19 protein-coding genes are annotated in these 19,534 nt (G+C 50.0%); 1 reads left to right on the forward strand and 18 read right to left on the reverse strand.

All coding sequences use genetic code 11. The features are described 5' to 3' along the window. Positions 1-293 precede the first annotated feature (293 nt). From HMPREF1091_RS00100 to HMPREF1091_RS00170, 14 genes are all read right to left on the reverse strand, one after another. Positions 294-1,184: a UTP--glucose-1-phosphate uridylyltransferase gene (locus tag HMPREF1091_RS00100; RefSeq protein ID WP_002562791.1), complete on the reverse strand. Its 891-nt coding sequence runs from the start codon at positions 1,182-1,184 to the stop codon at positions 294-296. A 145-nt stretch (positions 1,185-1,329) separates the two neighbouring features. Next, positions 1,330-2,328, reverse strand: coding sequence for a homocysteine S-methyltransferase family protein (locus HMPREF1091_RS00105; protein ID WP_002562792.1), 999 nt, complete (start codon positions 2,326-2,328; stop codon positions 1,330-1,332). A gap of 124 nt (positions 2,329-2,452) precedes the next feature. After that, the gene (locus HMPREF1091_RS00110) at positions 2,453-2,890 is read right to left on the reverse strand and encodes a metal-dependent transcriptional regulator (RefSeq protein ID WP_002562793.1); all 438 of its coding nucleotides are present in this window, start codon (positions 2,888-2,890) and stop codon (positions 2,453-2,455) included. A gap of 174 nt (positions 2,891-3,064) precedes the next feature. Continuing rightward, complete coding sequence (gene murA / locus HMPREF1091_RS00115; RefSeq protein WP_002562794.1) at positions 3,065-4,339, reverse strand: UDP-N-acetylglucosamine 1-carboxyvinyltransferase; 1,275 nt, start codon at positions 4,337-4,339, stop codon at positions 3,065-3,067. Between the two features lie 33 nt (positions 4,340-4,372). Further along, positions 4,373-4,792 carry an ATP synthase F1 subunit epsilon gene (gene atpC, locus HMPREF1091_RS00120; RefSeq protein WP_002562795.1) on the reverse strand — a complete coding sequence of 140 codons (420 nt, stop codon included), beginning with the start codon at positions 4,790-4,792 and terminating at the stop codon, positions 4,373-4,375. A gap of 2 nt (positions 4,793-4,794) precedes the next feature. Next, the gene (gene atpD / locus HMPREF1091_RS00125) at positions 4,795-6,279 is read right to left on the reverse strand and encodes a F0F1 ATP synthase subunit beta (protein WP_002562796.1); all 1,485 of its coding nucleotides are present in this window, start codon (positions 6,277-6,279) and stop codon (positions 4,795-4,797) included. Next, positions 6,279-7,193, reverse strand: a complete 915-nt coding sequence (atpG, locus tag HMPREF1091_RS00130) for an ATP synthase F1 subunit gamma (protein ID WP_002562797.1) — start codon at positions 7,191-7,193, stop codon at positions 6,279-6,281. The genes atpD and atpG overlap by 1 nt, the downstream gene beginning before the upstream one ends. 9 nt (positions 7,194-7,202) lie before the next feature. Continuing rightward, positions 7,203-8,852: a F0F1 ATP synthase subunit alpha gene (gene atpA, locus HMPREF1091_RS00135; RefSeq protein WP_002562798.1), complete on the reverse strand. Its 1,650-nt coding sequence runs from the start codon at positions 8,850-8,852 to the stop codon at positions 7,203-7,205. Then, positions 8,849-9,319, reverse strand: a complete 471-nt coding sequence (gene atpH / locus HMPREF1091_RS00140) for an ATP synthase F1 subunit delta (RefSeq protein ID WP_002562799.1) — start codon at positions 9,317-9,319, stop codon at positions 8,849-8,851. The genes atpA and atpH overlap by 4 nt, the downstream gene beginning before the upstream one ends. Further along, positions 9,312-9,908: a F0F1 ATP synthase subunit B gene (atpF, locus tag HMPREF1091_RS00145; RefSeq protein ID WP_002562800.1), complete on the reverse strand. Its 597-nt coding sequence runs from the start codon at positions 9,906-9,908 to the stop codon at positions 9,312-9,314. The genes atpH and atpF overlap by 8 nt, the downstream gene beginning before the upstream one ends. Positions 9,909-9,939: 31 nt before the next feature. Further along, entirely contained in the window at positions 9,940-10,134 is a 195-nt protein-coding gene (locus HMPREF1091_RS00150) for an ATP synthase F0 subunit C (protein ID WP_002562801.1), read from the reverse strand. A 91-nt stretch (positions 10,135-10,225) separates the two neighbouring features. After that, positions 10,226-11,026, reverse strand: a complete 801-nt coding sequence (gene atpB, locus HMPREF1091_RS00155) for a F0F1 ATP synthase subunit A (RefSeq protein ID WP_002562802.1) — start codon at positions 11,024-11,026, stop codon at positions 10,226-10,228. 459 nt (positions 11,027-11,485) lie between these two features. Then, the gene (locus HMPREF1091_RS00165; RefSeq protein WP_002562804.1) at positions 11,486-12,733 is read right to left on the reverse strand and encodes a metal-dependent hydrolase family protein; all 1,248 of its coding nucleotides are present in this window, start codon (positions 12,731-12,733) and stop codon (positions 11,486-11,488) included. An 81-nt stretch (positions 12,734-12,814) separates the two neighbouring features. Next, positions 12,815-14,260: an APC family permease gene (locus HMPREF1091_RS00170; RefSeq protein WP_002562805.1), complete on the reverse strand. Its 1,446-nt coding sequence runs from the start codon at positions 14,258-14,260 to the stop codon at positions 12,815-12,817. A 384-nt stretch (positions 14,261-14,644) separates the two neighbouring features. Between HMPREF1091_RS00170 and HMPREF1091_RS00175 the strand changes: the two genes are divergently transcribed. Continuing rightward, the gene (locus tag HMPREF1091_RS00175) at positions 14,645-16,108 is read left to right on the forward strand and encodes an APC family permease (RefSeq protein ID WP_002562806.1); all 1,464 of its coding nucleotides are present in this window, start codon (positions 14,645-14,647) and stop codon (positions 16,106-16,108) included. Here the strand turns inward: HMPREF1091_RS00175 and HMPREF1091_RS00180 are convergent. The 4 genes from HMPREF1091_RS00180 to rpiB all read right to left on the reverse strand — a co-directional run bounded on the left by HMPREF1091_RS00180 (position 16,103) and on the right by rpiB (position 19,469). After that, complete coding sequence (locus HMPREF1091_RS00180) at positions 16,103-16,834, reverse strand: LytR/AlgR family response regulator transcription factor (RefSeq protein ID WP_002562807.1); 732 nt, start codon at positions 16,832-16,834, stop codon at positions 16,103-16,105. The two genes, HMPREF1091_RS00175 and HMPREF1091_RS00180, sit on opposite strands and share 6 nt — an antisense overlap. Before the next feature lie 78 nt (positions 16,835-16,912). After that, entirely contained in the window at positions 16,913-18,256 is a 1,344-nt protein-coding gene (locus HMPREF1091_RS00185; protein ID WP_002562808.1) for a histidine kinase, read from the reverse strand. An 11-nt stretch (positions 18,257-18,267) separates the two neighbouring features. Next, entirely contained in the window at positions 18,268-18,912 is a 645-nt protein-coding gene (gene upp, locus HMPREF1091_RS00190) for a uracil phosphoribosyltransferase (protein WP_002562809.1), read from the reverse strand. A gap of 95 nt (positions 18,913-19,007) precedes the next feature. After that, positions 19,008-19,469: a ribose 5-phosphate isomerase B gene (gene rpiB / locus HMPREF1091_RS00195; RefSeq protein WP_002562810.1), complete on the reverse strand. Its 462-nt coding sequence runs from the start codon at positions 19,467-19,469 to the stop codon at positions 19,008-19,010. Positions 19,470-19,534 lie beyond the last annotated feature (65 nt).

A 19,534-nucleotide genomic window follows, 5' to 3' on the forward strand; every position in this document is an offset into this window, starting at 1 on the left:
CTGAAAAACTAGATACTTATTTAAATATTCTACTAATTTGTCAAGTCTTTGAATAGGCTTTCCTATATAAAACTTATGTAAAAATAGCCATACTATTTTCTGAAAGAAGTATATAGATAAAGTTTGGTGGAGCAGGAGCAACAAAAGATACTCGTAAGCCTGAAAAAGGTCGCTCATAGCATGAACGACCTTTTTTAATCAGAATATACGCAGTTTGTATTACTGCAGCGCAATGCCACAACACTACAACACCATTACACTGCCTACAGATGCTTCAAACAAAAAGCACTGGCTTAGAGTTCAACAGTGCCCAGCGCCTCTTTAAAAGCATCCGCTGCGTCAGACTGCAATGCCAAACGAGCGTTGGTAGCTGCCCATGCTGCAGGAGTACCGGTATCACAACCCTCCATAGGGTCAATGACAAGCGCATACATCTCTTCTTCGTCTAACAAGCGTTCCATAGCATCCGTAAGCTGAATCTCATTGCCAGCACCAGGTGTTTGATCCGCCAAAAGCTCCATAATGCGAGGAGACAAAAGATAACGACCCACAATAAACAGGTGGGAAGGGGCATCTTGTGGAGCAGGCTTCTCGACAAGCCCCGTAACCTTCCAAACGGCACCGGTCTGCTCGCCCGAGGCCTCTACACCATCGAGCGAACCTACACATTCACCTGCAATAATACCATAGCGGCTTACCTGATCTTCTGGAACAGGTGCTACGGCAATGACGGAAGCATTGTTGTGAGCGCGAGAAACCTCTGCCATCTTGATATTCATTTGCTTGCTTGGAACAAAGTAGTCACCCAGCAGCACAAAGAAGGGCTCATCGTCCACTTTTTCTGCAGCACAATGAACCGCATGACCCAAGCCTAAAGCCTCATTTTGATACACAAACGATACGGGCAGCTCTGCTGCAGCGCGAACCTTAGCAGCTTCCTTATTTTTACCGCGCTTCTCGAGCATCTGCTCAAAGCCCGTATCCGCGCAAAAATATGCCTCGATCTGGGGCTTATCATGAGAATTAACGATTATGCACTCATCTACTCCTTCGGGAGCCAAGGCTTCCTCAACAACGTATTGAATAACGGGTTTATCAATAACGGGAAGCAACTCCTTGGGAGTGCATTTTGTGGCTGGTAAAAAGCGAGTGCCGAGGCCTGCGGCGGGAATAATAGCCTTCATAGTATTACTGTTCCTTTCACGTTACGTGTGCGAACCAACTGCGCACGGCTACAAATAAGTTGAGGATACGTAACTGGTAGTACTCTAACCTATTTGCGTTGTTTTTTGCGATGCTTCACAGTAATAGCTAGATTTTTAAACCATGTTATAAGGCGAGAAGACCGGCGCTCAAGGCAGCAGTATGGTGTGCTGTACTTCCTTTCCCCGCGCCGATAACCCTGATGTTTGCTCGTGCCAGATCCTGAGCCAGCTGTAAAAATGCTTGTTCATCTGCACTATCTTGGGAGTCTGAGCAACCTGAGCGGTCAGGGCATATGGTCATAAGCGTACCTATGCCATAACGCTGTGCGCTATCGACAAGGTCCTGTGCAAGAGTCTGCACAGAAGGTTGCACGGGATCGCTCGCATCCAAGCACGCCGCAAATAAAGCGCCTACAGAAAGTAAAACATTGCTTATGCCAACAGCGTCTGCTCCTACATCCACTAAACGTTTAACCTGTGCAGACAATTGATCCTTGTGGTAGTTGGAAGTCACTGCCTCTGCGTCAAGCGCGCAGATAAGAGGCCGTGAACAGACAAGCCGTGAAGCATGAACAGCACAAACAGCATCCTCAATGTTGGTCATACCAGTAATAAACAGGGCATGGACCTGAGCATCTACCAAAGCACGAGCCTGCTCTGTATACAGTGCACGGACCTGTCTTGCTGCAGGGCTATCCTGATCATAAACAGGAATGTGAGCAGAGCTCATGGTACCTATCACGAAGCGTGGCCCCACTGCATAGGCTGCGCGAGCAGCTTTATCGCACAGCTCCTGACACACGAGACCTTCCTGCAACTCTGCTAAACGATTGCTGGTACAAGCAGCTGTTTCTGTTAAAAGACCGGTAGCACCACACGCAGCTTGCAGCTGATACAAGCTCGTGAGCATCTCCGGTTCATACTGCACCCACAAAGGACCTGTTATATCTTGGGCGGCAGGCAGCTGCGCTAACGTCCGCGAAAGATCACCAGAAAGCAAGAGATTCTCACCGGCTTGGCCAGTGAGAATCTTTCCAAGTTCATTTGCTGCTTCTTCACAAGCATCATCATGCGTGGGGCGCTCCCATAAAGAGCTTGCATAAAAGCCTTGATGTGTAAGCATGCTCTGCCTTCAAACTATCGTTGCAATTGCAATTCACAGGGAGCAAACTCTTAAGCCGCTCGTTTCTGACTTATCGAGCTCTGTGGTCTACTGAACTCTGCGGCTCCTAGCCCTGAGCTCTGGACTACTCGACATTCTCGTTTTGATCGAGCAAAAAGCCTTGATCAGCCAAAAACTTTGCCCAGCGACGCAAGGTATCACGGGACAGGGCATGCTCCATAGTACAGGCCTCTTCATTGGCAACCTCAGGCGCTACGCCCAAGCCCTCCTCAAGAAAGGCGCGAATCAAGCGGTGCGCATGCCATACCTCAGAGCCATACTCACGGCCGGCCTCGGTAAGTATGACGCGACCATAGCGGTTTTGCTCTACATACCCCGCATCCTTAAGCGTGCTGATAGCTTTGTTAACGCTTGCTTTGGAAACGTTAAGCTGATCAGCCACGTCTACAGAACGGATACCTGCGGAACTGTTTTCGGCAATCGTAATACGGTAAATAGATTCAAGGTAGTCTTCGTTTGCCATAGAAAGGCGGTGTTTATCAACAAAATCTTGTTCTGACATAAGGTATACCTCCAGGCGGTAAATGTTAGCTCAAGTTTACCCCATCGCCTTGAGAGATATACCAGATAATTTTGCAGGCAGCTCCCATGCAGATCTTAGGCAGCTCTTAGATAGGCCCCATTCAGTGAGTCTATTAAGCGGATCTATTGCGCGCTTCTTAAAGAGCGTGGCACCCTAGTCTTCCTCGAGCTCAATGGACGTACGCTGAGCATGAGCACCCAGCCCCACGAGCTTATCGACAAACCCTTCGTAGCCGCGATCAATATGATGAATGCCACTGATGGTAGTAATGCCATCCGCCACCAGACCAGCCATTGCAAGAGCAGCGCCACCGCGGAGATCGGGAGATTTAACCTGTGCGCCAGACAAAGCAGGAACGCCGTGGACAATAGCATGATGGCCTTCGATCGTAATATCTGCACCCATGCGGTTGATCTCACTGGCAAACATAAAGCGGTTCTCAAAGACATTCTCGGTAATGACGCAATTGCCATCTGCCAGAGCAAGCACGCACATGGCTTGGGCTTGCACGTCTGTTGGGAAGCCTGGGAACGGAAGTGTTTGAATATCTACCGGCTTGAGCTTTCCTTCTCGAGAAGCAATGACCTCGTGCTCTTTGCGCTCAATGGTAATGCCCATGGCCTCAAATTTACGCAACACCATACCCAGGTGCACTGGCTCAAAACCGCGCACCCGAACAGGGCCGCCGGTCAAGCCACCAATGGCCAAAAAGGTTGCCGCCTCAATACGATCACCAACAACGCAATGCTCAACAGGGTGCAGCTCTGCAACGCCTTCAATTTCAATCAGAGGCGTGCCCGCACCACGAATATGAGCGCCCATTTCATTGAGTATGTTGGCAAGGTCAACAATCTCCGGCTCACGTGCGGCGTTGTCAATAATCGTCGTGCCTTGAGCGTGCACCGAAGCCATCATAAGATTCTCGGTAGCGCCTACGCTTGCAAACTCTAAGGTGACCGATGCTCCTGTAATGCCCTTTGGTGCGGAAGCATGAATGTTACCGTGGGAGACATCAAACTCTACACCCAAGGCTTCGAGCCCCAAGATGTGCATGTCAATCTTGCGAGCACCAATATTGCACCCGCCTGGCATGGCAACAACAGCCTTGCCAAAGCGAGCCAGCAAAGGTCCTAAAACAGCAGTTGAAGCACGCATTTGTGCAACGAGCTCATAGGGCGTTTCCCATTTATCTACGTTAGTAGTATCAATGAGAAGTTCGTGCTTGCCTAAAACGGTAATCTGGGCACCAAGACGTTTGAGTACTTTGCCCATGATGTGCACGTCAGAAATATCAGGAACGTTGGTAAGGATGGTTTTGCCCGGAGCCATAACTGTAGCAGCCATAAGCTTGAGCGCAGAATTTTTTGCTCCACACACAACCACTTCACCCGAAATGGGGTGACCACCCTCAATTTGAATAACGTCCATATCGCCCCCGTTACGTGCGCTCGTTAAAATCTGCTATGCCCCCATTTGCCCATATTGAAGCAAGAGATCACACCAGTGTATCTTGTTTTCATAATAGGCACGACGGTGGTCGTTCTGAGGAAGCGCGTTGCGCACGTCCACTGCTTTCTGCCGTGTATCGTTAACCTGCGCGACATCAATATCATTAATGTCACGTGCATGGTCCGCGATAATAACCACCGAGTCATCGGCAATCTCAGCATACCCACCAGAAACAATAACTTTCTGAATGTCTCCACCATCTTCGGGTAGCGCAGACAGGCGTACAACGCCATCGCCCAACGCACAAATCTCCGGCGCATGACCTGGCCATACACCGAGCTCGCCGGTGTAGGTGACCAGGACTAAAGATGCAACATTACCTTCGTATAGCTGCTTATCGGGACGCACAAATTTACAGGTAAGATACGCCATCGTTACCTCTCGTCTGCCTGTGCCTCTTCGGCCATCTTGCGAGCGCGCTCGCGAACGTCGTCGATGGTACCTGCAAAGCGGAATGCCTGCTCAGGGATGTCATCACATTCGCCATCGATAATAGCGGCAAAAGAGCGGACGGTATCTTCAATACGGCAATACACACCGGGATTACCTGTGAACTTCTCGGCAACGTGGAAAGACTGTGACAAGAACTGCTGCACTTTACGAGCGCGGTCTACGGTAAGACGCTGCTCTTCCGAAAGCTCGTCCATACCCAAAATGGCAATGATGTCCTGTAGGTCGGAGTACTCCTGCAAGGTTTCTTGAACAGCCGTTGCTACACGATAGTGCTCCTCACCAACTACGGAAGGATCCAGCGCGTCTGATGAGGACGCAAGGGGATCTACCGCAGGATAGATGCCCAGTTCCGTAATGGCACGAGACAAAACCGTTGTAGCGTCCAGGTGCGTAAAGGTGGTTGCAGGCGCTGGGTCTGTAAGGTCATCTGCCGGTACGTAGACAGCCTGTACCGAGGTAATGGAACCTTCGCGCGTAGAGGTAATGCGCTCCTGCAGGTCGCCCATCTCGGTAGCCAAAGTGGGCTGATAGCCTACTGCGGAAGGCATGCGGCCAAGCAGTGCGGAAACCTCAGAACCAGCCTGGGAGAAGCGGAAAATGTTGTCAATAAACAGCAGTACATCCTGACCCTGGTCACGGAAGTACTCTGCAGTGGTAAGACCTGCAAGGCCAACGCGCAAACGTGCTCCTGGTGGCTCGTTCATCTGTCCGTAGACCAAGCATGTCTTATTGATAACGCCGGACTCGGTCATCTCAAGGAACAGGTCGGTTCCTTCACGCGTGCGCTCACCTACGCCGGTAAAGACGGAGGTGCCGCCGTGCTCTTGAGCCAGATTATTGATGAGCTCCTGAATCAGAACGGTCTTGCCAACACCGGCGCCACCAAACAAACCGGTTTTGCCACCGCGAACATAGGGCTCGAGAAGATCGATGGACTTAATGCCCGTCTCAAAAATCTCAGTCCTAGTGGTAAGGTCATCAAACTTGGGAGCTGTGCGATGGATGGGATAGTAAGTCACATCATCTGGAACGGGAGAACCATCCACAGGACGGCCCATAACATTCCAAACGCGACCAAGCGTAGACTTACCAACGGGCATCTGCATAGGTGCGCCCGTATCATGTACGCGCATGCCGCGCTGCAGGCCATCGGTAGAATCCATGGCTACGGTACGTACAACGTCATTAGGAAGCTGAGACTCTACCTCTAAAACGAGGCGCACCTCACCCATAGGTGTGGTTCCTCGTACTTCCAACGCATTGTAGATGCCGGGAACATGATCAATAAACTTAACATCGACAACCGAACCAACCACACGAACAATAGTGCCGTCACCAGCACTACGATGCAAATACTCGAGCTCTGCCTCCTCGAATACGGTTCGCTCTTGTGCCTTTTCTGCCATTAGTTGTCCTCCAATGCGGACGCGCCGCCAATGATCTCATTGAGCTCGGTGGTGATGGAGCTCTGCCTTACACGGTTGTACATACGGCTCAGGCGTGTGATAACTTCCTGAGCATTGTCCGTTGCGGACTGCATTGCGCGGCGGCGTGCACCATGCTCTGCTGCAGCGGAGTCCAACAACGCGTGAAAGATAAGGGTACGAACGTAAGCGGGCATAAGATAGCCCAATACTTCCGAAGCTGAGGGGTCAAACTCAAACAAGTTGTTGTAATTACGCTCAACTTTGGACACTGCTTCCGGACTACGAGGCGCATTAGGAATAATCAAGTTTGCGGTCTCGATAGGAAGTACCTGCTCAACAATCATATCTTGATCCACACGGTTGCGAGCATGTTGATAGTAAATTACGACCTTATCGATACTTTTATTGGTATAGCCCTCCATGACATATGAAGCGATACGATCCGCTTGGTCCATAGTTGGCTCGGACGACATACCCAAAAAGGACAGCACAGGCTCCATCGCGCGAGACTGGAAGTACTCCGTAGGTTTTCGTCCGCAGGTAATGATACGAGACTCAATGCCCTGCTTGGCAAGACGCTCTATCTCCTTTTGCGCCGCACGCTGAAGCATGATGTTAAAACCGCCCGCTAAACCGCGGTCGGAAGCAATAAGAATAAACAGAACCGTCTTTGTTGTTTCACGCTGCTCTAACAGCGGCTGAGAAGTGTCAAGGCTTGAGCCTACTACATTGGAGAGCATGCGCTTAATGGCGTCCTTGTAAGGAGCAGCCTGCTCTGCTCGGTCCAATGCCTTGCGAATCTTTGCGGTGGAGACCATCTCCATCGTACGCGTGATCTGCATGGTTGCGGTAACCGAGGAGATGCGCTTTGATATCTCTCGTAGATTAGACATGAGTAACCCTTAGTCCTTCTCTACATCTTGGTCTACATCTTGAGCTGGGCTTGAAGAAGCAGCCTCGCTCTTAAAAGAGCTTAGACGATCAAAGTTGCCGTTGAGAAATGCTTCTTTGAACTCAGTAATTTGACGCTTCATTTGATCCGCCAAAGCATCACTGATGCGCTCAGAACGAATCTTGTTACGCACCTCAGGATGACGCTCTTCCATATAGACTGCCAGCGCATCACGGAAGGGTACTACCTGGCTGACTTCAAGATCATCCAAGAAGCCTTCCTTACCTGCAAACAGGACAATGATCTGATCTGCCACATCCAAGGCGGCATACCTTCCCTGCTTAAGCAGCTCCATCATACGAGTACCGTGGCTGAGCTGGTACTGCGTGGTTGCATCAAGGTCACTACCAAACTGAGCAAATGCCTGCTTCTCACGGAAGGCAGCCAGGTCCAGACGAAGAGTACCTGCAACCTGCTTCATAGATTTAAGCTGCGCAGAACCGCCAACACGAGAAACCGAAATGCCCACGTCTACTGCAGGGCGCTGACCCTGGAAAAACAGGCTCGGCACCAAATAGATCTGACCATCGGTAATGGAGATGACGTTGGTAGGAATATATGCAGAAACGTCGCCTTCTTGCGTCTCGATGATGGGCAGCGCCGTCATAGAACCGCCACCATGAGCATCATTCATCTTAACGGCACGCTCAAGCAAGCGAGAGTGCAAATAGAAAATATCGCCAGGATACGCCTCACGTCCGGGTGGGCGATGCAGCGTAAGTGACATCTGACGGTATGCAACCGCCTGCTTTGAAAGGTCATCGTAGACAACCAAAACATGACCACCAGGATGCTGCTCATCCGCAGGATTGCCGTCCTTGTCGTTATACATAAAGTACTCGCCAATGGCAGCACCGGCCATGGGGGCAATATACTGCATTGGTGCAGAATCAGAAGCAGAAGCCAACACAATAATGGTCTTATCGAGAATACCGTGCTGAGCCAAGGTTTCCTTAATAGCGGCAACCTTTGAAGCTTTCTGACCAATAGCAACATAGATACAAATCAGATCGGACTCGCGCTGATTGATGATGGTGTCGATTGCAATAGCAGTCTTACCCGTTTTACGGTCACCAATAATAAGCTCACGCTGGCCGCGACCGATAGGCACCATAGCATCAATTGCCAAAAAGCCTGTCTGAACTGGCTCGCATACCGGCTGACGATCCATAATGCCAGGAGCCTTAAACTCAATGGGACGACGGGCGGTTGTGCTCAGAGGGCCAAGACCATCGATGGGCTGACCAAGTGGATTAACAACGCGACCAAGCATTTCACGACCAACAGGGATATCCATAATGCGCCCTGTTGCGCGAACTTCATCGCCTTCTTTAATGGCATCTACATCGCCAAACAATACTGCACCTACGCGGTCCTCTTCCAAGTTTTGGACCAAGCCGTAGGCACTGCGACCCGTAGCAGAGCTTGTAAACTGTAAAAGCTCTCCAGCCATGGCAGTTTTAAGACCAGAAACAATAGCAATACCGTCACCCACCTGGGAAACAGTAGAGGCTTCGCGCTGGTCCACAGTCGCGTTGATCTGAGACAGCTGCTGACGCAGCGTTCCCATAATCTCAGCCGAGCTGATTTTTTCTGTCATTGCTCATCACTTCCGATATAAGTGGCGGCAAGAGACTTTCTGATGTTTGCAAGCTGTGCGCGCACCGAAGCGTCGTACCTGTCTCCACGAATTTCTAACACAATGCCACCCAAAATTGAGGGGTCAATGCGCTCGTTCAAATAAATGGACGCATGCAGCTCGGGTTCGAGCTTAGCCCTAATTGCCTTGCGCAATTGATCGTCCATAGCAACCGCGGTGGTTGCCGTTACCTGCACAATATCGGTCTCGTTGTCCAAGATATTTTTATACTCTTGAGCAACGTTTTCGAGCAGTTCCATGTCGTTGTTATTGTGCATGGATGCCAAAGTTTCCAGTACCTCTGGCAAAAACTTAAGCGCATGGTTTACCTGCACCAGGTCGGTATTAGCCCTACCCTCTTTCTGAGCAGCCTCAATCAAGGCGCGAGCATACTGCTCGGCCTTGGTGGTCTGAGAAGTGCTACTCATGATTGGTGCTCACTTCCTCGAGGTACTTCTCGGCAAGACGGCGCTGATCATCCTCAGACAGGGCCTCGCCAATGATCTTACTTGCAATCTCAACCGAAAGATCAACAACCGAGGCAGAAAGCTCAATCATGGCCTTCTTGCGCTCTGAATCTACGGTGTCATGAGCCTTTGCAACAATGGCGGCAGCATCGGTACGCGCCTTGTCTATAACGCGCGTGCGCTCAGCCTCGGCATCAAACTTTGCCTGAGCGATAATCTCATCCGCTTCTTTCTTTGCATCAGCAATGCCAGCCTCATACTCTTGACGGGCCTTCTCGGCAGCAGCTTTGGACTGCGCCGCGGCGTCAAGGTCATCCTGAATCTGCTGTTGACGCTTTTGCATCATTCCAAGAACCGAAGGCCAAACCAGCTTGGCCAGAACAATCCAAATGACCAAAAATGCGATAAGAGCAGGGATAAACTCGGCAGGCTTAGGAAGCAAGATGTCTGCACCAGAAATACTTTCTGCAAGTGCAACCTGTGGCATGCACGCAAGGCTTACCACGCCAACAACACCAAATGCGCCTACATGCCCTCCCTTAAACCTCATGTCGTGCCTCCAACTCATATAACTCGTATCTTTATTTCATCATGATGGTAACTACGAAGCCAATCAGTGCAAGAGCCTCAACAAATGCAGATGCAAGGATGAACACGGTAAACAGACGACCCTGTACCTCTGGCTGGCGAGCCATGGAATGTGCAACACCAAATGCTGCAAGACCAATACCAAAGCTGGCTCCAATAACGCCAAGGCTGTAACCGATAACTCCCACAATTCCTCCTTTATCATTCGCCCTTTTACGATGGGCGACCTATGACAACAAGCTATATGCCCAACAGATTATAACCATCTGTGTGAAGCCGTTATTCCTCTTCTTCTACTAACTGAATGTACACACTGGACAACAAGGTAAAGACGTATGCCTGGATAACACCAACCAGGATCTCTACCGTATAAATTGCTATCAGGATAACTACCCAGAACACGGAAGCTCCTGCTTGTCCCAGTGCAACAAGCGAGAAACCCTGCAATAGGGGCTCAAGGAATAGAGAAGCCAGAATTGCAAAGGTGCCCATAACGATGTGGCCTGCAAACATGTTGCAGAACAAACGGACAGCAAGCGTAACAAGGCGCAAAAAGGTAGAGAATACCTCGATAAGCCAGACAAGCAGATTGATGGGAAACATGACACCTTTAGGAGCCAAGCTTTTAATGTAACCCCATGCGCCAAGGCGTTTCATGCCCGTATACACAAAGTAGATAAAGGACCACACAGCAAGTGCGCCCGTAACACCAATGGTGCCTGTACCAGGATGTCCTCCCGGAAGCAGACCAACCATGTTGTTAATCAAGATGAAGAAAAACAGCGCAGCTAAAAATGGAAAATGCTTTTGCCACTTATCGTCCAAGAGGTTTTTGCAAATGTCTTCCTTTACAAAATCAACCACGCTCTCAACGCCATTGACAAAGGCACCTTGCGGAACCAAGCTCTGTGCTTGCTTCTTTTTGAACACAAACAGTACAACAAAAAGCAAGATAACAGCTACGCCCATCCAAAATATGTAGTTGGTAAGGCCAAAAATCAGGTTACCCTTGATGGGCAGGGACATAAAACTGCCAAGCAGCTCTTCCATCTCGCCTGATAGATTGGAAAGAGGATTCACGATTCGCCCCTTCTGTGAGACTCCGCTTGATAAGAAAACAAGCGAAAAGCCCTCGCTGACTCAATTCCCCAAAACATAAGGAATGTTACCACTACCGCAAGCGCAAACGTCATAATTTGTGTTGCGGCTACTATCTTTACAATTGCCATGACTCCGCAAAGCAATAGATATGACCAAATAACCCCAGCTAATCCCATGGCAATAGACGGACAGGTATCGTTTACCCGAGCACGCTCAAAAAGATACGCACAAGGAGCACATCCCACTAAAGCACAAAAAATGCCTAAACCAATGAGGGCTATTGCCATCCCAACACACCTTCGTTTTACACACTATGACATAACAACTATACCCCTAGCCCCAGACAAAAGTAAAAACCCGGCGCCGCAAACAAAGCTGCGACGCCGGTTACAAGCGACGCGGCACTACTCAAACGCACAAGATAGGCATCGGATGATCTTAGAGAGCATCCTTAATAACGATGTCGCCTTCCTTCATGATAACTTCCATATTGTCGGGAGTAAGATCATGAATGTTGTTGGCTACATCGCCGTTAACAACCAAAAGATCGGCAGACTTACCAGCCTCAAGGGAACCAAACTCGTCCTGTTTGTGGACCATCTTAGCGCCGTTGATGGTAGCAGCCTTGATGGTATCCATGATAGAAATGCCTGCCTTATCGACAAAGTCATACATCTCATCAATGGTTACCCAGCCGTAAGGAGTTACAAAAGAGAAGGAGTCAGAACCAATGGTGAGCGTGACGCCTCGGTCATTAGCCTCACGTAGATTAGCGTAGGTACGCTGGAGTTCTTTCTCGACAATCGTGTCGCCATCGTACTTGTCCAGCTCGGGCGTGTACACGGGAGGATAGGTGGCATACCAGGTAGGAAGGAAGCCAATAGTCGGAGTAAAGAAAGTACCCATCTCTACCATAAGGTCCATAGTCTTGGCATCCAGCTCAAAACCGTGAATGAGCTGCTCACAACCGCAACGCACGGAGTCATATGCGGCGCTTACGTTGTTGTAGGAGTGAGACCATACAGGAATGCCAACCATTGCAGCCTCGTCGCACACTGCCTTGATTTCCTCATAGTTGTAGTGCTGGTCACGACCGGAGTCCCAGTGCCAGATGCCGCCACCGGTTGCCCAAATCTTGATGGCATCGGGATTCTCGCGAAGACGACGACGTACCGCCTTACGCAGATCCCACGGTCCGTCTACCTGATCACCCCAAGGATGTGAATCCTTGGAAATCTGTGAAGGCAAATGATGCGAGTCGCCATGACCGGCCGTGCGGCAAAAGCCCAAGCCTGTAGCAAAGATACGAGGGCCTTTCATGATGCCCATATTTACTACGTCACGAATAGCAATACCGTTGCGGCCAATTTCACATACCGTGGTCAAGCCATGGGTCAAAGCATCATACGCCTGCTTTACCGCTACCGTCTGCTTTTGGGCTACCGTCTCGATGACCCAGTCATTATCGTCATCGGTCAGGTTACCGGAAAAGTGTAGGTGCGTGTCGATAAGACCAGGCATGATGGTCTTGCCCGTGATGTCACGAACCTCATAGCCCTCAGGAATCTCTGTGCGAGGACCAGCGTAGGTGATTTTCTTGTCGTCTACCAGCACCAAGCTATCCGAAACGGGAGCAGAGCCGGTACCATCTACCAAGATACCACCTACAAATGCGTACTTTGCCATACTAAATCCCTCCTATTTCCAAACTTCCTCTATCTTTGGCATAGGGCTCCTCTTCCCTATACCTTGATACCTACCTTGTACTTACGTAGTTGCCTTCTTGGCACCAAAGGCCAGCAGGATGATGAAACCCACCACAATCCAGCCGATGGTAATGGCCCACTCAACCGTATTAAGTGCCGCAGGGCTAAAGGGCACAACCATAAGGGCAATGATGATAAGCCCGGCGCAGATAGCAGCTAAAATGCCAGCCATACCGCCGTTTACCTTATAAGGACGCTTGAGCTCAGGCTCAGTCTTGCGCAGCTTAAGGCATGCAAAACCTGCCATGGTGCACGCAAAGATAAAGCCCAAAGAAGCTACGTTGGTCAAAGGAACCAGCATGTTGCGTCCCAAGAAAGGTCCAATCAGTGTAAGGATTGCCAAAACGATATTGGCTGTTTTGGGGGCACCTGTCTGAGGATCAATCTTTGCAAACGAGTCGGGCAACATCTGCTTGCGGCCAAGCGCCAACATCAAACGTGTGGAGGCACCAAAGAATGCATTCATGGGTCCCAAGGGTCCCAGTGTTGCAATAATAAGCATGGCAATATAGAAGAACAGATTAATGCGCTCCAAAACTGCCAGTGCAGGCACTGCAGGAACAACAAACTGGTGCCAGTCTATGATGGTGCCAAAGGCATAGATACAAATGAGATAAAACCCACCCGATGCAAGAAGCGCCAGAGCCGGAATAATGCCAAACTTCTTCCAGTCAAGTCCCTCAGAAGCCTCTTCTGCCTGCTGAGGAATTGTGTCAAAGCCTGCATAGAAGAACGGTGTCATTACCAAAACAGCAACGATTCCTCCCAATAAGCTGGTTGCGGTAGTATCGCCACCAGCGGTATTGCTCACCTGCGAGAATACCGGCAGCGCATGAGAGGGTGAGCCCGTTACAAAAGAGATAATCATGGCCAAAATCATGCCTGTGAGCAATGCCTTCGTAAGGAAGGAAGAAAGCTTAGCTGCAGCTCCTGCACCACGGAAATTAAGGAAAATGACCAGGACTGCAAAACCAAGCGCAATAACGGTTGGCCACAGATACACATCTGCCCCCAGCAGGGTGTACAGCTTAACCGAACGCAACCATGCAAGTGCAGGGAACTCTGCAAAGCGGTCGGTAAGCAACGTGGAGATTGCAATTGCCTCCCAAGGACACAGCGGCGCATTGCCCAAAAGCAGCATCCACCCCGTAAGAAAACCAAGCTTGCGACCGTAGGTACGGTCTACATACTCAATGATTCCTCCCGAAATAGGAATAGCCGCCGTAAGCTCGCCAAATACCATGCCGATAGGAACCAAGAACAGTGCACCCAACGCAAAAGCAATCATTGCAGGGATGGGACCACCGCCCATAACCATCCAGTTGCCTACCAGCAAAACCCAGCCTGTTCCAATAATGGCGCCAAAACCAATGGTAAAGAAATTAAAGAGCGAAAGCTCCTTTTTCATTCCGCCAGCGGCTTGGGCTTGTGCATTTTTATCTGCCATTCCATCTCCTTTCTTGTACATCTAGCCACCTGCGTTGTGCTGCTAGCTCTCGCAGCACAACTATCCTTGAGCATAGAATACGGATTATCTGCATAAATAGACGTGTTGATTCATCTCAGTGTGTGTACTTGTTTGATAATCGGAAAATATTTAATGATTAACGGTCGTAGGCAGTGCTGCTTTAACCCTGCCCTGGCTTTACTACCCCGCCGCTATCCCGCCTGCTTCCTGTGGGAATACATCCACAGTCCCTGCTGCCAGCCAGGCGCGACCTATGCTCCGCCTGCTTCCGGTAGACAAAACCACTCCTTTTGAGGAATATCATCTTGTGTTGACCTCTTGTCTTAAAAAGACCATGGATAATAGAGGGGTCAGAGGAGCATTATGAAGTACTTTTCTAAAGACAACAACAAGGGTCTCCACCTGCAAAGGACGCTGTCACTTTGGAATTTGTTCACGATTGCCTTTGGAGCAATTGTCGGTACCAGCTGGACGCTTTTGGTAGGAAATTGGATGGTGCTTGGCGGCGGTCCTCTGCCCGCCATGTATGCCTTTTTGCTCGCCACCTTTATTTTGGTGCCCATTGGCTCTGCCTTTAGTGAGCTCGCCGCCGCTATCCCTATTGCAGGCGGTGCTGCCGAGCATACCTTTAGAGCCTTTGGAGAAATACCCTCCTTTTTATGCGGATGGTTTTTGTTGCTGAGTAATGCGCTTATCTGCCCTTGGGAAGCCATCGTTATCTCTAGCCTGCTGGCCGACCAAGTGGCCGCCTTCCCAGCGTTTGCCTGGCTGCGCAGCATCAAGCTCTACACCATCATGCATACAGATATCTATTTGTGGCCTGTACTCATTTCTGCAGTATTTTGTGTCTGGGTTATACACAGCAATTTACGCGGCGTACAGTCTCAGGCACGCCTGAGTGCTTTTTTGGTAAAACCTCTACTCTTGGGCATGGCTTTAATCCTGCTTATCACCCTGTTTGCCGGCTCTGCAAACAACATGCTACCCACCTTTGTGCCCGTGAGCAGCCCTGCCTTAGGAAGCACCAGCGCTCAAAGTCTGCCCGGCGGCATTATTGCGGTACTTGCTATCGCACCGTTTTACTATGCCGGATTTGACACAATTACCATCCATGCTGGAGAAGCAGCCCCTGGCATCAACTGGTCAAAATTTGGCAAAGTTATTTCTTTGGCAATCATCGCAGCCGGCTGTTTTTACCTGGTATCCATTTACTCTTTTGGCAGTTTAATGCCCTGGCGAGAATTTATTCAAAGTCCCAGCCCTGCCTTGAGCACCCTCAAGCAGCTTAATATTTTTGCCTACGCTGCCATGATTGGCATTATGATTCTAGGCTCCCTAGGACCCATGAATGCCTTTTTAGGCGCTTCGTCCCGCATTGTCTATGGAATGGCACGGCGCCATCAGCTGCCCTCCCACCTCATGCATCTGAGTGAAACAAGCAATGTCCCTGATGCCGCCTGCTATATTCTGGCGGGCGTAACGGTTATTGGACCCTTTTTGGGACACGACGTACTTACGCCACTGGCAACCGTTGCTTCTGCAGGTTTTATCTTTTCTTGTGTAGCAGCCGCTTTTAGCTGTCTTAAGCTGCGCTTTAGCGAACCAGATCTTGCACGCCCTTATCGGGTTCCGGGAGACATGATCGGCATTGGTATTGCCTGCATCAATAGCCTTATTTTGCTGTTTTTTATTGTGATGCCGGGAGCTCCAAGCAGCTTAACCGCTTCCAACTGGCTACTCCTTGTGCTATGGACCTGCCTTGGCTCTGCACTCTACAGGCACACTCACAAAGGATTTACTCAGCAGATGCCCCAAGACGAGCTATGAACCAGCAATCCCCAGCTCTTCCTTGACAAACGCTGTCTTGCGACGTGAAACAGGAATCCTATCTTCACGATCGCGCAATGACAACTCAAACAAACCGTGATCGGTAGCATGCACTTTAACAATTTGGTTTTTGTCTACGATAAAACTCTTGTGGACGCGGATAAATCCTTCTGGGGTCAGACGATCTTCCAAAGCTCCTATAGAACTCTTAAACAGATACGAGTTGTTCTTGGTATACACACTGGCATAATTGCCACGCGCTTCTGCATACACAATGGTATTCGCGAGAATATAGGTCTGCTTATTATTATGTTCTACCAGCAAGCGTGAGTCTGTGGTCACAGACTTGTTTGACTGACCTTGCAGTGCCTCTACCTTATCCAGCGCATGCTCTACTCGGTCAAGTTCTACGGGTTTGAGCACGTAATCTACGGCATCAAGGTTATACGCATCCACAGCAAATTCTGCATAAGCCGTAACAAATACAATGGCTGGAGGATTGGTAAGGTTTTGCAAAAATTCGGCGAGCTGCATGCCGTTGGTACCGGGCATGGAGATGTCCAAAAATACAATATCAATCTGGTCTTCTAAGATGGCCAGCATGGCAGCGCTAACACTGCCAGCTTCTTGTACCTGTGCGATACGAGCGTCCTGCTCAAGCAGGTACCGAAGCTCCGCACGGATGGGTGGCTCATCGTCAACCGTTAATACCTTCCAGGAATTCATCTTCTTCCCCTTATGAACCCAAAAGTTACCCTTACCCCATACCACGTGCCTGCTAGATTCTTGATTGTAGCAGGAATTCTACTCGGCTGTTTTACTTCTACGCGGTGCACCAACAAGCTTAAAACGAACTGTGGTACCTTCTCCCAGTGTGGATTGAATATCAATCCCCGACCTAAAATCAAAAAAGTACCGAACACGAGACATAACATTGCACAGCGCCAGTCCGCAACCCTTTTGCAGTGGTTGCTCGGTGCGCGCATTGCTATCAAAAGCGGATGCAAGAACTTCTGGTGGCATACCAACACCGTCATCTACCACGGTGATCTCTACGCCATCATCAATGGACTTGCTGCTAAACCCAATATGCAGCGGCTCTATCTCACGCATGCCATGCTTCACGCAGTTTTCCAAAATGGGCTGGAGAATAAACGGTGGTACTAACATGTCCACGGTATCCGGATCCAAGCTGGTGGTGATACACAAACGATCTTCTCCATAGCGTGCTTGCATTAACGTAATATAGCGCATGCCCTGCTCAAACTCGCGCGAAAGCGGAATGAGACTTTCTGCGTCTCCCAGGGTTTGTCGATAATAATTTGAGAAGTCAATAAGCAAGGTACGTGCGCGTCCAGGATCGGTGCGCACCACAGAAACTATCGTTCCAATGGTGTTAAACAAAAAATGAGGATCTACCTGAGATTGAAGCGCGCGCAGCTCAATTTGAGAAGAACGCTTAAACTGCTGCTCAAGCTCATAGGAGACCAGCTGCGAAGAAAGCAGCTCACCAAAGCCCGTAGACAGAGCAATTTGGCGCTGGTCAATCTGGCCAGCGCGCGTGTAATACAGCTCGATGGTCCCCACAACCTCATTGTGCACCTTAAGTGGCACGACAATGCCGGCACGCAGGGGGAACATGTCGTTTGAGGGAACCTCATCACGATAAAAGATTTGCGTCTGCCCGGTTTTGACGGAATCGAGCGTTGCCTGATTAACAGGATGCCCCATAGGATATTTATCGGCATTTTTACCGGCTGTTGCCAGCATGAGGCTGCCATCGGTCACAGCAATAGCGCTGGCAAACGTCTCGGGCAGGATAATGGAGCAAACGCCTGTAGCCATCTCGGGCGACAAGCCCTGGGAGGCAAACGTAAGCAATTGCGATGCCGTTTGAAGGGTACGATCCGTTGCGGTCAGCGTAAGATCATCCGGCAAAACTATGACATAGGCGTAAAAGAAGCAGAGCAAAACAAAGGCTGAAATAATAATCAGCGCAGGCACGGGGTTGGGATTGGTGTGCATCAACATGAACAGCAAAACCAACAAAAAGATTGAACAGCCCACCAAGAGGTAGCCCACCATCTTACTGACGTTGTGGGCCCAACGCGTACGGTTGCGATATTTCTTGGCAAATACTGATGACATCTTACAAAGAGCTACTTTGTGCCATAGATACGATCGCCAGCATCTCCTAAACCAGGCAGGATATAGGCATGGTCATTGAGCTGGCGGTCAAGCGCACAGGTATACAGCTGAATGTCGGGATCAAAGTCTAAGACCGTCTTTACGCCTTCGGGTGCTGCAACCAACACTAAGGCACGAACATCCGTCGCCCCTGCCTCACGCAAAAATTGAATGGCAGCGGTAAGCGAGCCGCCCGTTGCCAGCATGGGGTCAACAATCAGGCACGTACGATTAGCAACATCGGAGGGAAGCTTGCAATAATACTGATGAGGCTCGTGCGTTTCTGGATCACGATACATACCAACATGTCCAACACGTGCAGAAGGAACCAAGCTCAGCATGCCATCCACCATGCCCATGCCCGCACGCAAGATGGGAATGATAGCAACCTTTTTACCAGCAATGCGCTTGCATGTTGCCGTCTCCAAAGGAGTCTTTACCGACACGTCTTCCAGGGGAAGATCGCGCATGGCCTCATAGCCCTCAAACATGGCCAGCTCGGTTACCAGCTCACGGAATTGCTTGGTGCTCGTTTCCTCATTACGCAAAATGTGCAGCTTATGCTGGACCAAAGGATGGTCAACAATGGTAAGACGAGACTCGTCAAAGATAGGCATACAGGTTCCTTTCGTAACAGTGTGTTTTCACTGGTAGATGAGTATTTTTCTAGCGAGAAATGCCTAGGCGCGAAAAGAGAGCGCGCACCAGAGCGCTATGCTTGGGTGCCCTCAAAGTTTGCATCGTCCTCACGCATGATTTTCTCGACACGCCCCGCATGACGGCCGCCAGCAAACTCGGTGGTCAAAAACTCATCCACAATCTGCTTGTTTACCTCAAGCTCGGTAAAGCGTCCGGAAATGCAGAGGACATTGCCGTTGTTGTGCTCGCGGAACAGATGAGCAAACTCGGGAGTCTGGATAACGGAAGCACGAATACCAGCGATTTTGTCTGCTGTGAGCGCCATACCAATACCGGTGCCACAAATAAGAATGCCTCGGTCTGCTTGACCAGCGGCAACAGCGCGTGCGACCTTATCGGCAAAGTCAGGGTAATCCACGCGGTCCTCATTGGCAGGCCCAAAATCGCTTACCTCGTAGCCCAAGACTTCAAGATGCTCAATAAGGGGTGACTTCTGGATAAACCCGGCATGGTCGGATGCAATGGCAATGCGCATACAAGCTCCTTACTCATTATGTTCGTAGGCTAAGCGTACCGCAAATAACGCTTTGGATGGAGGCG

The organism is Atopobium minutum 10063974, from assembly GCF_000364325.1.
GTDB lineage: Bacteria > Actinomycetota > Coriobacteriia > Coriobacteriales > Atopobiaceae > Atopobium > Atopobium minutum.

What these genes read in the sequence shown, in the direction of transcription:
- atpA (WP_002562798.1), bottom strand. Translation starts at nt 8,852, where the DNA reads ATGACAGAAAAAATCAGCTCGGCTGAGATTATGGGAACGCTGCGTCAG.
- HMPREF1091_RS00180 (WP_002562807.1), bottom strand. Translation starts at nt 16,834, where the DNA reads ATGAATTCCTGGAAGGTATTAACGGTTGACGATGAGCCACCCATCCGT.
- rpiB (WP_002562810.1), bottom strand. Translation starts at nt 19,469, where the DNA reads ATGCGCATTGCCATTGCATCCGACCATGCCGGGTTTATCCAGAAGTCA.
- upp (WP_002562809.1), bottom strand. Translation starts at nt 18,912, where the DNA reads ATGCCTATCTTTGACGAGTCTCGTCTTACCATTGTTGACCATCCTTTG.
- HMPREF1091_RS00100 (WP_002562791.1), bottom strand. Translation starts at nt 1,184, where the DNA reads ATGAAGGCTATTATTCCCGCCGCAGGCCTCGGCACTCGCTTTTTACCA.
- HMPREF1091_RS00175 (WP_002562806.1), top strand. Translation starts at nt 14,645, where the DNA reads ATGAAGTACTTTTCTAAAGACAACAACAAGGGTCTCCACCTGCAAAGG.
- murA (WP_002562794.1), bottom strand. Translation starts at nt 4,339, where the DNA reads ATGGACGTTATTCAAATTGAGGGTGGTCACCCCATTTCGGGTGAAGTG.
- HMPREF1091_RS00105 (WP_002562792.1), bottom strand. Translation starts at nt 2,328, where the DNA reads ATGCTTACACATCAAGGCTTTTATGCAAGCTCTTTATGGGAGCGCCCC.
- HMPREF1091_RS00170 (WP_002562805.1), bottom strand. Translation starts at nt 14,260, where the DNA reads ATGGCAGATAAAAATGCACAAGCCCAAGCCGCTGGCGGAATGAAAAAG.
- HMPREF1091_RS00185 (WP_002562808.1), bottom strand. Translation starts at nt 18,256, where the DNA reads ATGTCATCAGTATTTGCCAAGAAATATCGCAACCGTACGCGTTGGGCC.
- atpC (WP_002562795.1), bottom strand. Translation starts at nt 4,792, where the DNA reads ATGGCGTATCTTACCTGTAAATTTGTGCGTCCCGATAAGCAGCTATAC.
- HMPREF1091_RS00110 (WP_002562793.1), bottom strand. Translation starts at nt 2,890, where the DNA reads ATGTCAGAACAAGATTTTGTTGATAAACACCGCCTTTCTATGGCAAAC.
- atpH (WP_002562799.1), bottom strand. Translation starts at nt 9,319, where the DNA reads ATGAGTAGCACTTCTCAGACCACCAAGGCCGAGCAGTATGCTCGCGCC.
- atpG (WP_002562797.1), bottom strand. Translation starts at nt 7,193, where the DNA reads ATGTCTAATCTACGAGAGATATCAAAGCGCATCTCCTCGGTTACCGCA.
- atpF (WP_002562800.1), bottom strand. Translation starts at nt 9,908, where the DNA reads ATGAGGTTTAAGGGAGGGCATGTAGGCGCATTTGGTGTTGTTGGCGTG.
- HMPREF1091_RS00165 (WP_002562804.1), bottom strand. Translation starts at nt 12,733, where the DNA reads ATGGCAAAGTACGCATTTGTAGGTGGTATCTTGGTAGATGGTACCGGC.
- atpD (WP_002562796.1), bottom strand. Translation starts at nt 6,279, where the DNA reads ATGGCAGAAAAGGCACAAGAGCGAACCGTATTCGAGGAGGCAGAGCTC.